This is a genomic window from Streptomyces sp. NBC_00986 (genome assembly GCF_045162565.1).
In the GTDB taxonomy this organism is placed as follows: Bacteria; Actinomycetota; Actinomycetes; order Streptomycetales; family Streptomycetaceae; genus Streptomyces.
The window spans coordinates 2,951,231-2,970,205 of the sequence record NZ_CP108733.1 but is presented as its reverse complement, the minus strand read 5'-3'; the positions used below and the strand labels follow the sequence as shown (position 1 = coordinate 2,970,205).

At 69.4% G+C, this 18,975-nt stretch carries 20 protein-coding genes and 1 pseudogene; 16 read left to right on the top strand and 5 right to left on the bottom strand.

Annotated elements, in window-relative coordinates; genetic code table 11:
- Window positions 1-182: 182 nt before the first annotated feature.
- The 12 genes from OG504_RS13010 to moaA all read left to right on the top strand — a co-directional run bounded on the left by OG504_RS13010 (window position 183) and on the right by moaA (window position 11,734).
- Entirely contained in the window at window positions 183-446 is a 264-nt protein-coding gene (locus OG504_RS13010) for a hypothetical protein (protein ID WP_405989960.1), read from the top strand.
- A 120-nt stretch (window positions 447-566) separates the two neighbouring features.
- On the top strand, window positions 567-1,166 hold the full coding sequence (locus OG504_RS13005; RefSeq protein ID WP_405989959.1) for an NAD(P)H-dependent oxidoreductase: 600 nt from the start codon (window positions 567-569) through the stop codon (window positions 1,164-1,166).
- A gap of 36 nt (window positions 1,167-1,202) precedes the next feature.
- A complete protein-coding gene (locus OG504_RS13000; protein ID WP_405845686.1) occupies window positions 1,203-1,592 on the top strand; it encodes a nuclear transport factor 2 family protein in 390 nt (129 codons plus the stop codon).
- Window positions 1,593-1,621: 29 nt separating this feature from the next.
- Window positions 1,622-2,323 carry a type 1 glutamine amidotransferase domain-containing protein gene (locus OG504_RS12995; protein WP_405989958.1) on the top strand — a complete coding sequence of 234 codons (702 nt, stop codon included), beginning with the start codon at window positions 1,622-1,624 and terminating at the stop codon, window positions 2,321-2,323.
- 48 nt (window positions 2,324-2,371) lie between these two features.
- Window positions 2,372-2,710: a MoaF-related domain-containing protein gene (locus OG504_RS12990; protein ID WP_405989957.1), complete on the top strand. Its 339-nt coding sequence runs from the start codon at window positions 2,372-2,374 to the stop codon at window positions 2,708-2,710.
- Between the two features lie 102 nt (window positions 2,711-2,812).
- Complete coding sequence (locus OG504_RS12985) at window positions 2,813-3,682, top strand: helix-turn-helix transcriptional regulator (protein WP_405989956.1); 870 nt, start codon at window positions 2,813-2,815, stop codon at window positions 3,680-3,682.
- 224 nt (window positions 3,683-3,906) lie between these two features.
- Entirely contained in the window at window positions 3,907-5,328 is a 1,422-nt protein-coding gene (locus OG504_RS12980; protein ID WP_405989955.1) for an MFS transporter, read from the top strand.
- A 289-nt stretch (window positions 5,329-5,617) separates the two neighbouring features.
- Window positions 5,618-6,256 (top strand): (2Fe-2S)-binding protein, encoded by a 639-nt coding sequence (locus OG504_RS12975; RefSeq protein ID WP_405989954.1) that lies wholly within the window; start codon window positions 5,618-5,620, stop codon window positions 6,254-6,256.
- 15 nt (window positions 6,257-6,271) lie between these two features.
- Entirely contained in the window at window positions 6,272-7,252 is a 981-nt protein-coding gene (locus tag OG504_RS12970; RefSeq protein WP_405989953.1) for an FAD binding domain-containing protein, read from the top strand.
- Window positions 7,249-9,441 (top strand): xanthine dehydrogenase family protein molybdopterin-binding subunit, encoded by a 2,193-nt coding sequence (locus OG504_RS12965; protein WP_405989952.1) that lies wholly within the window; start codon window positions 7,249-7,251, stop codon window positions 9,439-9,441. Before OG504_RS12970 ends, OG504_RS12965 begins: the two co-directional genes overlap by 4 nt.
- Before the next feature lie 149 nt (window positions 9,442-9,590).
- Window positions 9,591-10,751, top strand: a complete 1,161-nt coding sequence (locus OG504_RS12960; RefSeq protein WP_405989951.1) for an XdhC family protein — start codon at window positions 9,591-9,593, stop codon at window positions 10,749-10,751.
- The gene (gene moaA / locus OG504_RS12955) at window positions 10,745-11,734 is read left to right on the top strand and encodes a GTP 3',8-cyclase MoaA (protein WP_405989950.1); all 990 of its coding nucleotides are present in this window, start codon (window positions 10,745-10,747) and stop codon (window positions 11,732-11,734) included. Before OG504_RS12960 ends, moaA begins: the two co-directional genes overlap by 7 nt.
- Window positions 11,735-11,801: 67 nt before the next feature.
- On the opposite strand, the gene OG504_RS12950 is transcribed toward moaA, so the two are convergent.
- Entirely contained in the window at window positions 11,802-12,464 is a 663-nt protein-coding gene (locus OG504_RS12950) for an N-acetylmuramoyl-L-alanine amidase (protein ID WP_405996321.1), read from the bottom strand.
- Between the two features lie 48 nt (window positions 12,465-12,512).
- Window positions 12,513-13,394 carry a helix-turn-helix domain-containing protein gene (locus tag OG504_RS12945; RefSeq protein ID WP_405989949.1) on the bottom strand — a complete coding sequence of 294 codons (882 nt, stop codon included), beginning with the start codon at window positions 13,392-13,394 and terminating at the stop codon, window positions 12,513-12,515.
- A 196-nt stretch (window positions 13,395-13,590) separates the two neighbouring features.
- On the opposite strand from OG504_RS12945, the gene OG504_RS12940 reads away from it, so the two are divergent.
- From OG504_RS12940 to OG504_RS12930, 3 genes are all read left to right on the top strand, one after another.
- On the top strand, window positions 13,591-14,256 hold the full coding sequence (locus OG504_RS12940; RefSeq protein ID WP_405989948.1) for an SDR family NAD(P)-dependent oxidoreductase: 666 nt from the start codon (window positions 13,591-13,593) through the stop codon (window positions 14,254-14,256).
- 208 nt (window positions 14,257-14,464) lie between these two features.
- Window positions 14,465-14,812 carry a cyclophilin-like fold protein gene (locus OG504_RS12935; protein WP_405989947.1) on the top strand — a complete coding sequence of 116 codons (348 nt, stop codon included), beginning with the start codon at window positions 14,465-14,467 and terminating at the stop codon, window positions 14,810-14,812.
- Between the two features lie 30 nt (window positions 14,813-14,842).
- Window positions 14,843-15,610, top strand: a complete 768-nt coding sequence (locus OG504_RS12930) for a glucose 1-dehydrogenase (protein WP_405989946.1) — start codon at window positions 14,843-14,845, stop codon at window positions 15,608-15,610.
- Between the two features lie 356 nt (window positions 15,611-15,966).
- Here the strand turns inward: OG504_RS12930 and OG504_RS12925 are convergent.
- A pseudogene (locus OG504_RS12925) lies at window positions 15,967-16,164 on the bottom strand (CorA family divalent cation transporter); the annotation flags it as partial.
- Window positions 16,165-16,690: 526 nt separating this feature from the next.
- On the opposite strand from OG504_RS12925, the gene OG504_RS12920 reads away from it, so the two are divergent.
- A complete protein-coding gene (locus OG504_RS12920) occupies window positions 16,691-17,263 on the top strand; it encodes a TerD family protein (RefSeq protein ID WP_405951465.1) in 573 nt (190 codons plus the stop codon).
- A 402-nt stretch (window positions 17,264-17,665) separates the two neighbouring features.
- Here OG504_RS12920 and OG504_RS12915 read toward each other — a convergent pair whose 3' ends face one another.
- Both OG504_RS12915 and OG504_RS12910 read right to left on the bottom strand, forming a co-directional pair.
- Window positions 17,666-18,592: an alpha/beta fold hydrolase gene (locus OG504_RS12915; protein ID WP_405951466.1), complete on the bottom strand. Its 927-nt coding sequence runs from the start codon at window positions 18,590-18,592 to the stop codon at window positions 17,666-17,668.
- Window positions 18,589-18,777 (bottom strand): hypothetical protein, encoded by a 189-nt coding sequence (locus OG504_RS12910; protein ID WP_405951467.1) that lies wholly within the window; start codon window positions 18,775-18,777, stop codon window positions 18,589-18,591. The genes OG504_RS12915 and OG504_RS12910 overlap by 4 nt, the downstream gene beginning before the upstream one ends.
- Window positions 18,778-18,975 lie beyond the last annotated feature (198 nt).

Below are 18,975 nucleotides of genomic sequence, written 5' to 3'. Positions count from 1 at the left end.
AGCAGCACGCACCGTAAGGAGTTGGGTCAATTCCTGAGGGCTCGCAGGGCCGAGCTCAGCCCCCGTACAGCCGGTCTGCCCGAAACCGACCGGCGGGTGGCCGGCCTGCGCCGGGACGAGGTGGCCGTGCCGGCCGCGATCAGCACGGACTGCCGCACCCGCAGCTCTTCACCGACCCGGCCATGAGAACGCTGTACGCCGACTGGGAGGACTCGGCTCGCAACACGTGGCCGTGTGTTGCGGCAGCGGGCCGCTCCCGCGCTGGTGGCACCAAGGTGTTCAGCCACCCGGTCGCCGGTGAACTCACCCTCGCCCGGGACGCCCTCACGTGCGCGGCCGACCCCGATCAACAGCTGATCGTCCGGAGCGCCGAACCCGACTCGCGTACGTACGAGCACCTGCGCCTCCATTCGTTCAGGGCGGCGATCCTCGCCATGAATTCGTAAAATCAGCAGGTGATTCCCGGCGTAAAGCCAGGGATGAATCCTTCCTACCTTCGCTGTTGAATTCCATGCCATGCTTTCAGGACACGATTCACGCAATCCTTTTCGAGGAGCAATACCCCCATGTCATCCACCTCCCGCCCCACGGTCGCCGTCGCTTTCCATTCCGGCTACGGCCACACCGCCGTCATGGCCGAGGCCGTGGCGCGCGGTGCCGCGGAAGCCGGTGCCGAGGTGATCTCCATATCCGTGGACACGATCACAGATGAGCAGTGGGCGAAGCTGGACGCCGCCGACGCGATCATCTTCGGTGCCCCCACCTACATGGGCACCGCCTCCGCCGCCTTCCACACCTTCGCCGAGGCCAGCAGCAAGCGCTGGTACACCCAGACCTGGGCCGACAAGATCGCCGCCGGCTTCACCAACTCCGGTGCCAAGAACGGCGACAAGTCCTCGACCTTGGGCTACTTCTTCACCATGGCGGCCCAGCACGGCATGCACTGGGTCAGCCTCGGTGTCCAGCCGGGCTGGGCCTCCACCGAGGGCAGCGAGGACGACATCAACCGTCTGGGCTATTTCGTCGGTGCGGGTGCCCAGACTCCTGTCGACGCCGGCCCGGAGGCCGTCCACAAGTCCGACATCGCCACCGCCGAGGGCCTCGGCGTCCGCGTCGCACAGCAGACCGCGTTCTTCCGCGCGGGCCGTGCCGCTCTCGCCGCCTGAGACAAGTCCCCCCGCAGATCCCCAAGGAGCACTCTCATGTCCGATTCCCCGAACGTCGCCCTCGTCCGCCGGCTCTACGACTCCGGCATGGCCCCGGACGTGGTCGCCGAGGTCATCGACCCCGACATCCTCTGGGACATCACTCCCGGCTTCCCCTACGGCGGCGTCTACAAGACCTGGGCCAGCGCCGGCGGCGACTTCTTCGCCCGGCTCGCGCCGCGCTTCGCCTCCTTCGGCCCGGTGGCCGAGGACTTCTACGACGCCGGTGAGCACGTCTTCGTGCGCGGCCACTACCACGCCGTGTCCAAGTCCGGCGAGGAGTCGGACGCGCGCTTCATCCACCTGTGGACGGTCGGCGGCGGCAAGCTCACCCACCTGATCCAGGCCGCCGACAGTCACGTCGTCCAGCAGGCCGCGAACAACTGACCGCCCGCACTCACCCCAGGGAGCACCCCATGGCGAAGATCCTCTTCCTCATCACCGCCGCCGACCACTGGACCCTGGCCGACGGGTTCGAGCAGCCGTCCGGCTTCTGGGCCGAGGAAGCTATCGGTCCGTACGGCGTCTTCAAGGAGGCCGGCTACGAGATCGCCGCGGCCACCCCGGGCGGCGTCCCGCCGACGGCAGACCCACTCAGCCTCACACCGGACTTCAACGGCGGTGAGGAGGGCGCCGAGCAGATGAGGACCGCCCTGCGCGAGGCCACCGAACTGGCGAGCCCGATCCGTATCGAGGACGTGAACATCGACGACTACGACGCGGTGTTCGTCCCCGGCGGCTGGGGCCCGATGGAGGACCTCTCCGACGACCCCGCGGCCGGCAGGCTGCTCAGCGACTGGCTCGCCTCCGGCAAGATCGTTTCGCTGGTGTGCCACGGCCCCGCCGCGCTGCTGTCCACCGTGGACGCCGACGGCAAGTCCCCGTTCTCCGACTACCGCCTCACTGGTCTCTCCAACTCCGAAGAGATCCAGAACGGCCTCGCCGACCGGGCGAAGTGGCTGCTGCAGGACCGTCTCGTCTCGGACGTGGGCGTGGACTACCGCAAGGGCGAGGAGAACTTCGCCCCTCACCTTGAGGTGGACCGCACTCTCATCACCGGCCAGAACCCCGCCTCGGCCGTCCCGCTCGCCCAGGAAGTCGTCAAGACCCTCGGCTGACGACACCCCGCACCACCGCTCAATGGTTGAAAGAAAGAGGTAGTACCGATGGACGACAACGCGACTCTCCCCAGCGTCGGCCAGACCTGGCTGGCGGACCTCGGCCCGGACACCCCGCTCGGCCACTTCACGGTGGAGATCACCTTCGACTCGGCGACCCAGGTCGGCTTCGAGGTCACCGGCGGTGCCATCAAGGGCCGGAAGCAGACCATGGAGTACACCACCACCCAGCTCCGCGACGGCTTGTACGTCGTCCGCTGGACCGAGCCCGACTCAGGCGACCACGTCACTCACATCGAGGACTACACCGAGGGCACCTGTATGGCCAGCTCCGTCATCGGAGGCGAGTTCGTCCAGCTTCACGGGAAGTGGACCCGCGTTCGCTGATCCCGCGGGCCGGCACGTCTGCTCCACGGTGAGGACTTCCAGGGCTTCCAGGGACAGATCTCTCCCCCTGACAACGCCGTTTTCCGATGCCAAGGTGATGGCATGAACCGCGATCCTCACCGCCACGATCTGGGGGAATTCCTCAAGGCGCGCCGCGCCGAGCTCGACCCGGCCGCCGTCGGCCTGCCCGACGGCGGCTCGCGTCGCGTCGCGGGCCTGCGCCGTGAGGAGGTCGCCGTACTGGCGGCCATTAGTACCGACTACTACGCCCGCCTCGAACAGGGCCGTATCCAGCCGTCGCCGTCCGTGCTGGACTCCCTGGCCCGGGTGCTGCACCTGGATGACGACCAGCGCGCCTACCTGTACGAGCTCGCGGCCAAGGACGAATTCCGCCCGCCCCGCCGACAGCCGCGCCTCAAGGCGCAGCCGCAGCTGCAGCGCATGCTCGACGACATGGCGCACACCCCCGCCTTCGTGATCGGTCCGCGAACCGAGATCGTCGCCTGGAACGCCATGGGTGCGGCCCTGATCACCGACTTCGGGAAGATCCCCGAGAAGCAGCGCTACTACATAAGGCTGCTCATCACCGACCCCACGATGCGTGAGCTGTACGCGGACTGGGAGGGCGTCACCCGGCTGGCCATCGCGCAGATGAGGATGCACAACACGAACAACCCCGGGGACGCGCAGCTCACCGCCCTGGTGGGCGAGCTCTCGGTCCGGGACGAGCAGTTCCGCCAGTGGTGGGGTGCCCACAACGTCGCCGTCCGGGACACAGGGACCAAGCACCTGCGCCACCCCGTGGTCGGGGACCTGCATCTCGACTGGAGCGCCGTCACCTGGGCCGCCGACCCCGACCTGCAGATCATCGTGTGGACCGCCGAATCCGGCACACCCAGCCACGACAGCCTGCGCATGCTGGCGTCCTGGGCGGCGGACCCCAGCCATTCGACCAGCGACAGCTCTGCCTGACCGTAGCTCAGGTAATCCCTTCAGAGGGGGAGCCTTTTCTCCTACGCGGCCCACGCCTAGGAAGGGGCTCTCCCTTCTTCGTGTACGGCACTCCTGGCACGCTCGTCACGAGGCCGACCGCGCCGCGCGTCCCCGCCCCCGGTCCGGCCCTCTTCCTACCGGTTCCTCAGCGCCGAGGCGTCCGACCTGCCTGCTCATCCGCCAGGAAAGAGATCCACCTCCCCATGTCCCTGACCCAGTCCCGCCCCGGAACCCTGCCCCCGGCCGCCCCGGAACCGCGCTGGACCGCCCGCCTCTGGGCCGTCCTCGCCGTGCTGTGCCTCGTGCTGTTCCTCGACGGTCTCGACGTCTCCATGGTCGGCGTCGCCCTGCCCTCCATCGGCCACGACCTCGGCATGGCCACCGGCTCACTGCAGTGGATCATCAACGGCTACGTCCTCGGCTACGGCGGCCTGATGCTGCTCGGCGGTCGCACCGCCGACCTGCTCGGACGCCGCCGGGTCTTCCTCGTCGCGCTGGCCGTCTTCGCCGCCGCCTCGCTGCTCGGCGGCCTCGTCGACAGCGGTTCGCTGCTGATCGCCACCCGCTTCGTCAAGGGCGTGGCCGCCGCCTTCACCGCGCCCGCCGGCCTGTCGATCCTCGCCACGACGTTCCCGGAGGGCCCGCAGCGCAACCGGGCGCTGTCGGTCTTCAGCCTCTTCGGCGCCCTGGGCTACTCCTCGGGCCTGATCCTGGGCGGTCTGCTCACCGGGATCGGGTGGCGCTGGACCTTCCTCATGCCGGTCCCGCTCGCCCTGCTCGCGCTGGTCGTCGGCCTGGTCCTGATCCCGCGCGACCGCCGTGCCGACACCGGCGGCCAGGACCCGGCCGGAGCCGTCACCCTCACCGCAGGCATGCTGCTCGCCGTCTACGCCGTGGTCACCGCCCCTCGGACGGGCTGGACCTCCGGGACGACGCTCGCCGGCTTCGGCGTCGCCGCCCTGCTGCTGCTCGCCTTCGTCCTGATCGAGAAGCGGGTCCGGCACCCGCTGGTCCGCTTCGGCATCCTGCGCAAGGCCACCACGGTCCGGGCCAACCTCAGCATCGTCGCGCTGATGGGCTCCTACCTCAGCTTCCAGTTCATGATGACCCTGTACCTGCAGGACGGGCTCGGCTGGTCGCCTCTGCGCATGGCCTTCGCGCTATTGCCGGTCGGCCTGATCGTCGCCGTCGGCTCACCCCTCACCGGCCGACTCGTCAACCGCTTCGGCACCGCCCCGCTGATCGTCACCTCGATGACCTCGCTGACCCTCGGCTACGTCTGGTTCCTGGCCACGGCCGGCTCCTCGCCCGACTACCTGCTCGCCATGCTCCCGTCCCTCCTGCTCCTCGGCGGCGGCTTCGCGTTCGGCTACAGCGCCATCATGGCCCAGGCCACCGAAGGCATCGACGACTCCGAACAGGGCCTCGCCTCCGGCCTGGTGCAGACCTCGGGCCAGGTCGGCGCCGCCCTCGTCCTCGCCGTACTCACCGCCGTGATCGCCCACGCGGGCGACAGCAGCGGCGACTTCACCGCCTACCGACCCGGCCTGAACCTGGTCACCGGCGTCGCGGCGATCGGACTGCTCCTGAACCTGGTCCCCGTGCTGCGCCTCCGGCGAGGCTGAGCCCTGACAGACGCAAACCCGACCCGGGGCCCCCGAGTCGGGTTTCCGCGAGCAGCGGTCACGCCAGGTTCCGAAATACCGCGCCGCTACCGCCTACTTGCGGACAGGGAAACCAAGGGGGGATAAAAGTCTCCCTGCCATGGGTGGTGCCGGTGGTGCGAGACTTCCGGCGTGATCAGCCGCCTTGCCGAGGCAAGCGGTCACCCTGATTCCCGCGGTGACGTCGATCCCGTGCCTTGTCTGCCGCTGGTGTACACGACTGATCCGTCCGTGACGCAAAGGCGTACGCATGTCCTCTGAACTCTCTGAATCTGTTGTTCCTCCCCCCACTGGAGCCAGTGAGTCCACCTCGGGGCCCAGCCGGCGCACCTTCATCGCCACCAGCGCCGCGGTGGGCGGTGTCGTGGTGGCCGGCGGAACGCTCCTGGCCGGCTCCGAGGAAGCGGCCGCCGCCGGGGCCGCACCCTCCAGCCGTGTCTCCCTGACGGTCAACGGAATCCGCCGGACGGTGACCGTGGACAACCGGACCTCGCTGCTGGACCTGCTACGCGAGCACCTCGGCCTGACGGGCTCGAAGAAGGGCTGCAACGCCGGCGCCTGCGGAGCGTGCACGGTGCTGGTCGACGGACAGCGGGTCAACTCCTGCTTGACGCTGGCCGTGCGGCTTGAAGACGCCGAGGTCACCACCATCGAGGGCCTGGCCGAGGGCGCCGAACTGCACCCGCTGCAGCAGGCGTTCATCGACGAGGACGCCTTCCAGTGCGGCTACTGCACCCCGGGGCAGATCCTCTCCGGCGTCGGCTGCATCCAGGAGGGCCACACCGGTTCGCCGGAGGAGATCCGGGAGTGGATGAGCGGCAACATCTGCCGCTGTGGCTGCTACGTCAAGATCGTGCGCGCGGTCGAACAGACCGCGGGCCGTAAGTAAGGAGCGGCCCACCCCATGCACCCCTTCTCCTACACCCGTGTCTCCGACACTCGGGAAGCCCTCAAGGCCGGTCGCACCGGCGGTCGTTACATCGCCGGGGGCACCACGCTGGTCGACCTGATGCGGGAGACCGTCGAACGCCCCGAGACGCTGGTCGACATCTCCCGCCTGCCGTTGCGCGAGGTCACCGTCACCGAGCGCGGGGGCTTGCGCATCGGTGCGCTGGTGCGGATGGCCGAGGCTGCCGCGCACCCCAAGGTACGCACCCTGCATCCCGTCATTTCCCAGGCCCTGGAACTGAGCGCGTCCGCCCAGCTGCGGAACATGGCCACCATCGGCGGCAACATCATGCAGCGCACCCGTTGCACCTACTTCCGGGATGTGACCGCTGCCTGCAACAAGCGCGAGCCCGGCTCCGGTTGCGCGGCCAGGGAGGGCTTCAACCGGATGCACGCGATCCTCGGCACCTCCGACGCCTGCGTGGCCACCCACCCTTCCGACGTGGCCGTGGCCTTCGCCGCCCTGGAGGCAACCGTGCGTCTCCTCGGGCCGGAGGGCGCGCGCACCCTGCCGTTCGCCGACTTCCTGCTACGGCCCGGCACTACCCCGAACCGTGAACAGGCCCTTGGAAAAGGCGAGTTGATCACGGCGGTGGAGATCCCGGCGCTTCCGCGTCCGCTCAGGTCCGGCTACCTGAAGGTGCGCGACCGGCAGTCCTACGAGTTCGCCCTGACCTCGGCGGCCGTCGCGCTGCACATCCGGGGCGGGGTCATCCAGGAGGCGAAGGTCGCAGCCGGCGGCGTGGGGACCGTGCCGTGGAAACTGCCCGCCGTCGAGCAGCACCTCGTCGGTGAGCGTCCCTCGGCGTCCCTGTGGACGTCCGCTGCCACGAAGGCGGCGGTCGGTGCCCGGCCCCTTCAGCAGAACGGCTTCAAGGTCGAGCTGCTGAGGCGGACCGTCGAACGCCAGCTGCGCATCGTAGGAGGTACGAAGTGAGCCCCCAGCCGCAGGCAGCCGTCGGCGCGCCGCTGTCCCGGGTGGACGGCCGGCTCAAGGTCACCGGCAAGGCGTTGTACTCCGCCGAACACGACGTCGACGGAGCCGTGCACGCCGTCATCGTCGACGCGAGCATCGGACGAGGCCGCATCACCTCCATCGACACCGGCGCCGCCGAAGCCCACCCGGGCGTACTGCGGGTGATCAGCCACCGCAACGCCCCGAACCTGCCGTACCGCGACAACCCCGGCTCCAACAACCCGCCCGGCCGACGACTGCGGGTCTTCCAGGACGACCGGGTGGTCTTCCACGGCCAGCCCGTCGCTGTGGTGATCGCCTCGACCCTGGAGGCCGCGCAGCACGGTGCGAGCCTGGTCGAGGTCCGCTACGAGGCCGAAACGCCGTCGACCGACCTGCACGAGGCCGATCCCGGGGCGCCGACGGAGTACGCGCGCGGCGACGCGGAAGCAGGCTTGAGCAACGCCGCCGTACGACTGGACCTGGCCTACGAGCTGGCGCGCAACCACCACAACCCGATGGAGCCGCACGCCACCATCGCCCGCTGGGACGGCGACAAGCTGACCGTGTGGGACAAGACCCAGTGGGTGATGGGTACGCACGACGAGCTCGCAGCCGTGTTCGACCTGCCCGCGGACGCGGTACGCGTGATCTCGCCGTTCGTCGGCGGCGGTTTCGGCAGCGGACTGCGCTGCTGGCCGCACACGATCGTCGCCGCGCTGGCCGCGCGGGTGACGCGTCGTCCGGTCAAGCTGGTGCTCAGCCGCAAGCAGATGTACTTCGGCACCGGCTTCCGGCCGTCGTACGAGTACCGGCTGCGACTCGGCAGCGACCGGCGAGGCCGGCTGAACGCCGCGATCCACGACATAGACGCCGAGACCTCCTCGTTCGAGACGTTCACCGAGGCGGTCATGTCGGCCGGGCAGATGCTCTACAGCATGCCGAACGTGCGCCAGTCGTACCGGACAGTGCCGCTGGATGTGAACACGCCGATCTGGATGCGCGGGCCGGGTTTCGCCTCGGCGTCGTTCGTGATCGAGTCCGCGATGGACGAGCTCGCGCACGAACTCGGCGTCGACCCGATCGAGTTGCGCCGACGCAACGAGCCGCGTGAGGACGAGTCGACGAACGAGCCGTTCTCCACCCGGCGGCTCAGTGAGTGCTACACGGTCGGTGCCCGTGCGTTCGGCTGGGACCGCCGTGACCCGAGGCCGCGTTCGACGCGGGACGGGGACCAGCTGATCGGTCTCGGCATGGCCGCCGGTGTGTACGACCCGGGGCGGTTTCCCGCGCAGGCGCGGGCCCGGCTGGATGCCGACGGCACCGCGGTGGTCGAGGCGGCCACCAGTGACATGGGGCCGGGCACCTACACCTCGCAGACACAGGTGGCCGCGGACGCGCTCGGGCTGACCATGCGCACGGTGACCTTCCGCCTCGGTGACTCCCGCTATCCGCCGACCTCGCCGCACGGCGGCTCGGCGACCATGGCCAGTGTCGGCTCGGCCGTCGTCGACGCCTGCAACCAGGTGCGACAGCAGGCGATCAAGCTGGCCGTCAAGGACCGGGAGTCGCCGCTGTACGGCGTGACCGCGGACCACGTGGTCGTACGCAACGGCCGCCTGCACGTGCAGAACAATCCGGCCAGCGGGGAGACGTACCAGAGTCTGCTGGCCCGCAACGACCGCTCCCACCTGGAAGCCAACGGCACCTACGACGGGCCGGGCAGCGAACGATCCGCCTACTTCGCCTACAACGCAACCTTCGCCGAGGTCGCAGTGGACGCGAATCTCGGTCTGGTGCGGGTGCGGCGGATGCTCGGCGTGTACGACGCGGGACGGATCATCAGCCCCAAGCTGGCCCAGAGTCAGGCGTTCGGCGGCATCGTGGGCGGCATCGGTACGGCGCTGCTTGAACACACGGTCACCGACCACCGGGACGGGCGAATCGTGAACGCCGGCCTGGCCGACTACCTCGTACCCGTGAACGCCGACGTCCCGGAGATCAAGGCGATCTACCTCGACGGCGAGGACAACGCCGGCAACCTCCTCGGCGTCAAGGGACTCGGTGAGGTCGTCCAGGTGGGTGTGGCGGCCGCGATCGGCAACGCGGTCTTCAACGCCACCGGCCGACGGATCCGCCAACTGCCCATCACCGCCGAGGCGTTGCTCTGACGACACCGCCTCCATGGACGGGTCCGGCAGCCGAACCCCCCGTACGGCTGCCGGACCTCCCCGGGCCGCCGCCGCGCATGCGCCCCCGTCGCCGCGGCGGCGGCCCGCCCACCTTCTGCGACAGCGACCGTCTGTTCTGGAGCCCCCCCATGCTGAACATCGCGGACGCACTGCACCGCTGGTGCCGCGAGGAACGCCCCTTCGCGCTCGCCACCGTCGTCGACGTCACCGGCAGCGCACCCCTGCCCATCGGCACGTCAGTGGCGGTGGACGAGGACGGCAACGCCGTCGGCAGCATCTCCGGCGGCTGTGTCGAAGGCGCGGTGTACGAACTGTGCCGGCAGGTCCTCCACGACCGCGGCACCCCCCAGCGTGCGTGGTTCGGCTACTCCGACGACGACGCCTTCGCCGTGGGTCTGACCTGCGGTGGGGAACTCGACGTGCTCGTGCAGCATGTCGACCCGGCCACCCAGCCGCATCTCGGCGCGGCGCTCGCCGAGGCGGTCCAGGGCCGGCCCGCCGCCGTCGCCCAGGTCGTGGACGGCTCCCTCGGTGGCGCCATGGTGAGCGTGCTCGGCGACAGCTGGATCGCCGACAGCATGCTCGGCGACGGGCCGACCGGCCGGGCAGTGGCGGACCGGGCCGGCGCCCAACTGCGCACCGGACGCACCGCACTCCTCGCCCTCGGTGGAGACGCAGACACCTGCCCCGAGAAGCTCTCCGTCCTCGTCCACGCAGCCGCCACCCGCCCCCGCCTGCTGATCTTCGGCGCGATCGACTTCGCTGCCGCCCTCGCCCAGGCCGGCCGCTTCCTCGGCCATCACGTCACCGTGTGCGACGCCCGACCCGTCTTCGCCACCGAAGCCCGCTTCCCGCACGCCGACGAAGTGGTCGTCGACTGGCCCCACCGCTACCTGGCACAGACGGCCGTGGACGCCCGAACCGCCGTCTGCGTGCTGACCCACGAAGCCAAGTTCGACATCCCCCTGCTCCAACTCGCCCTCGACCTGCCCGTCGGCTACGTCGGCGCCATGGGCTCCCGCCGCACCCACGGCGAGCGTCTGCGTCGCCTGCGTGAAGTCGGCGTCACCGAAAGACAGTTGGCCCGGCTGCGGTCCCCGATCGGCCTCGATCTCGGCGCCCGCACCCCGGAAGAGACGGCCATCTCCATCACCGCCGAGATCATCGCCCACGCCAACCAGGGCACCGGCCTACCCCTGACCCGGGTCGGCGGCCCGATCCACCGTGTTTCCGGGGCGGTGTCGGAGACGGTGCGGCAGGGGAGAGGAACGGTCTCGGGAACGTGCTGATCGACACCTACGGCCGAGTGGCCACCGACCTGCGGGTTTCACTGACCGACCGGTGCAACCTCCGGTGTACGTACTGCATGCCCGAGGAGGGCCTGCAGTGGCTGGCGAAGCCCGACCTGCTCACGGACGATGAGATCGTCCGCCTGATAGACATCGCGGTCACTTCCTTGGGCATCGAGGAGGTCCGCTTCACCGGCGGCGAGCCCCTGCTGCGCCCCGGCCTGGTCGGCATCGTCGAGCGGGTCGCGGCCCTGGAGCCCCGCCCCCAGATGTCCCTGACCACGAACGGCATCGGCCTCAAGCGCACGGCGGCCGCCCTGAAGACGGCGGGCCTGGACCGGGTCAACGTCTCCCTGGACACTCTGCGCCAAGACGTCTTCAAGACCCTCACCCGCCGCGACCGACTCAAGGACGTCCTCGCGGGCCTGGAAGCCGCCCATGACGCGGGCCTGACCCCGGTGAAGATCAACTCGGTGCTGATGCCGGGCCTCAACGCCGACGAGGCCCCGGACCTGCTGTCCTGGGCCGTCGCGCACGACTACGAACTGCGCTTCATCGAGCAGATGCCCCTGGACGCCCAGCACGGCTGGAAGCGCGAGGGCATGGTCACCGCCGGCGACATCCTCGCCTCCCTCCGCACCCGCTTCGAGCTGACCCCCGAAGGCACTGACGAGCGCGGCTCGGCTCCCGCCGAACGCTGGATCGTGGACGGCGGCCCGCACCGCGTGGGCGTCATCGCCTCGGTCACCCGCCCGTTCTGCGCGGCCTGCGACCGCACCCGGCTCACCGCGGACGGCCAGATACGCAACTGCCTGTTCGCCCGAGAGGAGACCGACCTCCGCGCCGCCCTGCGCTCCGGCGCCGGCGACGAGGTGATCGCGCGCATATGGCGCGAGGCGATGCGGGACAAGAAGGCCGGCGCGGGGCTGGACGCCCCGTCCTTCGTCCAGCCGGACCGACCCATGTCCGCGATCGGAGGCTAGCCAATTTTCTTCTACGGGATACGGGAGTCCCCTCCGAAGACCTGGAGCCGCCAGGCGAGAGGGTGTGTTACCTGGCGGCGCGCACCAGGCGCAGGTAGCGGTCCCAGTCCCAGTACGGGCCGGGGTCGGTGTGCGTGGCGCCGGGGACTTCGTTGTGGCCGACGATGTGCTCGCGGTCGACGGGGATGTCGTAGCGGGCACCGATGTCGGCCGCCAACTCGGCGGAGGCGCGGTAGGCGGTATCGGTGAACCAGCGGTCTGGCGCGTCGACGAAGCCCTCGTGCTCGATGCCGATGCTGCGCTCGTTCCCTTCACGGTTGCCCGCGTGGTACGCCACGTCTGCCTCCCGGACCAGCTGGGCGATGTGTCCGTCGGAGGCGCGGACCAGGTAGTGGGCCGCGGCACGGTGGCGCGGGTCCTGGAAGGCCCGGGCGGCCGCGGTGAAGCGGGACTGGGTGACGTGGATGACGATGCGGTCGATGGTGTAGTCGTCGGGCCGGTCGGCGTAGCGGTAGTTGGCGGCCGACGCGGCGATCCACTGGGCGGAGGACTGGTCGACCGTTCCGTCCCGCAGCGCGCCACGCTGCCCCGGAAGGTCGTCGCCGAGGCCGGCCGCCGCGCTGCCGAGGCCGACGACGAGCGCGGCGCCCGCACCGAACAGCAGGGTCCGGCGGGTCGTGGTGGGGCGGGAGGGCTCACGCCGGGCCGGCGGCAGTCGGCCGTCGGGCATGTCGTTCATGGTGAGATGCCTGCTCGGCGAGTAAGGGCCCGACCGTGGTCAGGCGAGCGGGGGAGAAGCCAGCAGATCGTGGTCGGCGGCCCAGGAGGCGAGGATGCGCAGCCGCTCGTGGGTGGACGAGCCGGGTGCGGCCGTCCAGACGGTGAGGTGCTGGTCGGGGTCGGTGTTGGCGGTCAGGGTGTCCCAGTCCAGGACCAGTTCGCCGACCACCGGGTGGTTGAGGGTCTTCGTGCCCACCGTGCGGGCCGCGACGCGGTGGTCACCCCACCACTGGGCGAACTGCTTGTCGCACAGGGACAGTTCACCGACCAGCTCGATGAGGCGGGAGTTCTCGGGATACTGCGCGGCTTCCATCCGCAGCTGCGCCACAGCGAGCCGCGCGGAGGTCTCCCAGTCCGCGTACAGGGTGCGCATGGCCGGATCCGTGAAGATGAGCCGCGGGTAGTTGCGGTGCTTCTCCGGGATTCGGGAGAAGTCGGTGACCAGCGCGGCCGCCAGCGCGTTCCAGGCCAGGATGTCCCCGCGTCGGCCCTGCACGATGGCGGGGGTGGCGGTCAGATCGTCCAGCACGCGTTGCAGCTGCGGCTGGACCCTCTGTCGGCCCCGGCTGCGGGCGCGGGTGGTGGTCTTGCCGGCGAGCTGGAAGAGATATCCGCGTTCGTCGTCGTCGAGGTGGAGCACCCGGGCGAGCGTGTCCAGCACGGGCGCGGACGCCTGCATACGGCCCTGTTCGAGACGTGTGTAGTAGTCGATGCTGATGCTGGCGAGCTGGGCGACCTCTTCGCGGCGCAGCCCGGCGACCCGGCGGAGGCCGCCGTTGTCGGGCAGCCCGACGGTGCGAGGACTCAGCTCGGCGCGGCGCTTCTTGAGGAATTCTCCCAGCTCGTTGAGGGGAACGTTGCCGGTCATGCCGATCAGCATGACACCGAACGGACCAGAGGAAGGAGGGAGAGTTTCCTCCCCGGATGTCTCCCTCCCCGGATGTCTTTCTCCGCTTATGGCCCTTGCCTCGGCGTGTGAGGCTCGACATAGAGCAGCCTGCCCGGCGATCCCGAGCGCCGTGCCCGCAAGATCCTCCCCACCCTGAGCGAAGCCCCTCCACCCACAAGGACTCACCATGACGACCTTCGCCCTCGTCGGCGCCGGCCCCGGCCTGGGGCTCGCCACCGCCCGCCGCTTCGGAACCGCCGGCCATACCGTCGCCCTCATCTCCCGCAGCGCCGAGAAGCTGGACGGACTGACCGCCGAGCTGGCCCGCGACGGCATCCAGGCGCGGGGCTTCACCGCCGACGTCCTCGACATCCAGTCACTGGACGCGGCCATGTACGCGGCGGCAGCCGCCATGGGTCCCATCGAGATCCTGCAGTACAGCCCCGTCCCTCGCGCCGACTTCATGAAGCCGGCCCTCGACACGACTGCCGACGACCTCGACGCGCCGCTCGCCTTCTCCGTCAAGAGCCCGGTCACCGCGGTCAACGCCGTCCTTCCCGGCATGCGCGAACTCGGCCGCGGCACCCTGCTGTTCGTCAACGGCGGCAGCGCCGTACGCCCCAACCCGAAGGTCGCCGGAACCTCCATGGCCTTCGCGGCCGAGAGCGCCTACGCACGCATGCTGTACGACGCCCTCGCCCCGGAGAACATCCACGTCGCCCAGTTGATCATCCCGGGAGCCATCCGCCCCGACGCCGAGCACAGCAGCCCTGAGGTGCTGGCCCACCGCCTGTACGACATCCACCTCAAGCGCGACGGCTTCCGCCACTACTCCGAGCCCCTGCCCGACTGACGCCCCGGAGGATGCCGTGAGCCCGACCACCCGTTCCAGTCTTGCCCGCGCTGTCCCGACCGTCTTGCTGCTTGCGGTGACCGCCTGTACCGATGAGGCGGCCCCGTCCCCTTCTTCCCCGTCCTCGCCCTCCGTCTCTGCCTCCGCGTCACAGCGAACGCCGACGGCCACGGCACCAGCCGCACCGTCCGATGACAAGGACACCGCCATGAACATCCGCCTCACCATCGACGGCCACCGGCTCGACGCCACCCTGAACGACAGCGCCACGGCCCGCGACTTCGCCGCCTTGCTCCCGCTCACGCTGAACCTGAGCGACTTCCACGAGACCGAGAAGATCGCTGACCTGCCCCGTCGGCTGTCCACCTCTGGTGCCCCGGACGCCGCCGAAGCCAAGCCGGGAGACCTGGCGTACTACGCGCCCTGGGGCAACCTGGCCCTCTACTACCGAGGCAGCGGCTCCAGCGATGCCGGCCTGATCATCCTCGGCCGCGTGCACGGCGACACCGAACGCCTCGCCACCGCCACCGAGGTCACCATCGAAACCGCCTCCTGACCAGGCCCACTCTCAACGGCAGGGAAACACGTGAACCCCACCTACGACTTCACCGGCCAGGTCGCCCTCGTCACCGGCGCCGGCTCCGGCATGGGCCTGGCGACCGCCCGCGCCTTCGCCGCATCCGGGGCCGCCGTCGCCCTCACCGACATCGACGAAGCCGCCCTCAACGCAGCCGTCAAGGAACTCACCGACTCCGGCCACCGAGCACTCGCCCTCACCTGCGACGTCAGCGAGGAGGACCAGGTGGCGGCCGCGGTCGACCGGACCGTCGAGACCTTCGGACGCCTCGACATGGCCTACAACAACGCCGGCATCCAGATCCCACCCAGCGACGCCGCCGACGAACCCGCCGAACGGTTCGACCGCGTCAATGCCATCAACCTCCGCGGCGTGTGGGCCTGCATGAAACACGAGCTGCGACACATGCGCGCCCAGGGCGGCGGCGCCATCGTCAACTGCTCCTCCCTCGGCGGCCTGGTCGGCCTCCCCGGCCGTGCCTCCTACCACGCCTCCAAGCACGGCGTGATCGGTCTGACCACCAGCGCGGCCCTGGAGTACGCCCCGCGCGGCATCCGCATCAACGCCGTCTGCCCCGGCACCATCGACACCCCGATGGTCAGCGACATGATCGCCAAGGGAGAGCTGGACCGAGCCGAGGCCGAGGCCAACCAGCCCATCAACCGCCTCGGTACGGCCGAGGAGATCGCCCAAGCGGTCCTGTGGCTGTGCAGCCCGGGAGCCGGTTTCGTCGTAGGCGTTGCCCTTCCCGTCGACGGCGGCTACGTCGCCCGATAACAGAGTGGGAGCCGCCGTTACGCCACGGACGGAGGCTCCCACGGCAGCGTCATCAGGTGTCAGCAGACTGCCAAGGGGGCGCCCCCGTCCCACGCCTCGCGCCGCGCGTCGGCGAGCAGGAAGCCATGCGGGTCGCTTGTCGAAAGCCCGAAGCGCGGGCTGCCATTCGTTTCTCCCCGGATTCTCCCCAGCGGCCGCCAACGCGCAAAAGACCTGTTCAGGGGCTCGTCGGAGGCAGGGTGAGGAGATCACCCGCATCACTTCTCCCCAGCGGCTCCCCAAAGCCGGTTACGGCGCCATCTTCGAGAGATGCGAGAGCAAACAGGGTCAGCGGCTGGAGGCGCGATTGCCTGACCCTAGAGCCAGTCCCGCCGCTTGAAAATCAGGTACAAGCTTACGCAAACTACCCCCATCAAGCCGATCGCGAAGGGGTATCCGAAGCGCCAGCCCAGCTCCGGCATGTTCTCAAAGTTCATGCCGTAGATAGTTCCTACGAGTGTAGGAGCAAAGAGAATGGCCGCCCAGCTCGAGATCTTCTTGAAGTTGTCTACCTGGGGGTGCTGACCTGCTGTGATGCTCCCGTCCTCATCTCTGACCTGCGCAGATGGGCCTTTCGGAGTCTTTCGGAATGGTGCTGCGTGACGCAGTCGATTCTCCCCAAGCGCTCCCCAGCGCCGCTCATACTCCCCAGATTCTCCCCACAGGAAGCCCCATTTCGCCGCCCCGGGAGAAGTGGGTGGGCGTCTACCCGGACAGTTTCGGTGCGTACGCCGAGTGACCGTATGGACGGGTCTGTCGGAGGTCGTCGGGCGCATGCAGTGGCTACGTTGCACCGAGACTGTCCGGGAGATCGAAAACAGGAGAAGCGATGAGTCGGTTGTGCGCCGACCACCGTTTCACCGTCCCGCTTTCGTTCTATCTCTTGGGCATCCAGGACAGAGGTGGTCTCGCGTGCCGCCATTGCTGTCGGCTCGGCCCGGAGGTCATCAAGGAAGCATCAAGTGGCTGGTCACAGGCCATACTTGACGAGTAGGGGCCGACCCGTCGTGGGATGGTTCGATGAGGGAAAGGTGGCGTCCGGTGAGCAGCGCGGGCAAGGGGCTGGGGAAGGTCGAGGTGCGACTCAAGTGGGACCCGAGTCCCCTGGGGGAACCGCCTCGGCATCTCGACATCATCGCCACGACCTACTCCGCGGACGACCTCTACGGGCGGCCGGTCTATGTCGTCCACTACGACAGCCGGTCACCCGACGGCACCATCAACATGTCCCGGCATAGCCGGACCGGGCTGGGCTTGGGCTACGTCGAGGTCATGAGTCTGGAGTTCGACAGGTTGGCCTCCGCCTACGGCCGGGTCGTGGTGGGGGTGGCCATCCATCAGGACGGCGGGCGCCGGACGTTCGGCGACATGGCCAATGCCGGTGTGCTGGTTGTCGAGGGATACAGGGAACTACTGGCAGACAACTTCGCCCGGGTCGCCGACGCGACCGCCACGACGGTCGCGGAGTTCACGAGGGACGGCTCCGGTGCCTGGGAGTTCCACGACATGATCCGTGGTTTCGACAGCGACCCGTTGGTCTTCACCATGGAAATGGGTGCCGAGGAGTGCGGACCGGACGACACTCCGGGCACGCGTCCGGCAGGGACGATGTGAGCCCGTGCGCGAGACGCGCGACCTTGTCGCTCGGCATGTGGTGGGCGCTGCTCGCCTTGGTCCTCTGGCTCCTGGGCAAGGACTCGCACAGCCCGCCTCGCCGGCCCGATGAGCGGCTTCGGCGGTCGTTCTCGTCGCTCTCGGGGAAGCCCGCGACTGGCTTCTGGGGTTCGGCTTCCGGCAGAGCGGTACATGCGTCGAGGGCCGTGGGAGTGCTCGGTGGTGGACGCCGTTCACGCGCTGTACCCCACAGCCGAACATGTCGTAGACGATGGCGTGACCTTTGGGGAAGACGACGCTGAGGCGGTACTCCCCGGCGGTGTCCGAGCACAGGTCGTTGAGGATGGCGGAAGTGGATCCCCGCTGCCTTCCGGACGAGACCGGCTGCTGAACGATCCGGTCCTAACGGGCGTGTCGACCGGGCTCGGCAATCGCCTCCGGAGGTGTGAGGAAAGTGCGGATCCTCTCGGAGATCGAGGGCCAGTCCTGGCCGAACCACACAAGGTGTCCGTCGGCCTGGCTTTCCACCAGCTCCGCGCCGGGGATCGTCGATGTGAGGGCCTGGGCATGGGTGAACGGCACCGCCGCATCCTTGCGGGAGGCGATCACCAGCGTGGGCCTGCGGACCTGCGCAGCCAGGCGGGTCAGGGTGGCCGGGGTCCGCAGTGCCTTGAGGTCGTGCACGAAGCCGCGTCCCGATCGCATGCGGGAGAAGAGACCGACGAGTCTGGCCCGGTCCTCCGGTCGCAGAGCCGCCAGCATGTCCCGGACGGGAACGATCGTGAGGTCGCGCAGCAGCAGTCGTAGGCCCGCGTCGGGTGCGCGCCGTAGCAGGGTGTGGAGGGCTGCCCAGGTCACGGCCTCCGCTCCGGCCGCGAAGACGAGGCGGGCGCCGATGCGTGTTCGACGGTCTGGCCAGGGCAGCGGTCCGACCGCGCTCTGCAGGATCAACCGTTCCACCAGCGTCGGGTGACGCGCCGTCATGGCCACCGCAGTTGGGCCGCCGGCCGAGACACCGACCGCCGCGGCGACGGCGCTGATTCCGAGATGAGCGCACAACTCGGCTGTGACATCGGCGAATCCGGTCACCGAGTCCCCGGTGGTGAGCGGCGTGCGGCCGTATCCGGGCCGCGACACCACCAGCAACGAACAGCCGCCGTCGGTGAACACCTCTTCGCCCAGGGAGAGTCCGGCGCGCAGGTGACCGCCGTAGAAGATCACGACGGTGGCCGGGCCGCGGGGTTCGTAGCGGAACTCGACCGGTCCGCGGCTCAACTGCGCTATCCCAGTGGGGAGTTCGTCACGAAGGAGGTCGGCGGTCTTCCTCATGGCAGATCCTTGATTCGGCGCAACTCCTTGCGGATCGCTTCCAGTTCTGTAGCGCCGCGGTCCAGGACGGTGCAGAGGGCGAGTCCCTCGGGGGCTCGGCGGATCGGAGGGCGGATGAGGTGGTATGCCGGGTCCAGGGTGATCAGGTCGAGTCCCTTAGGATTGCCGAGGGCGCTGAGCGTCATACGACCGACCCCCGTTGAGCGGCACGATGTAAGTGGCCGGGCGGACACGTCCCGGTGTCCCGCCTTCGGTGCGCGTTTCTCGCTGGGGACGCGTTTTCCCGCCCACCTTCGCATCCTGCCACTATTCGGAGTCGTTGGTCCCGGCAGCGGTCGGCCAGTCGCATCGCACCGCACTCTCCGGCTCCGGGGGTGCGTTTC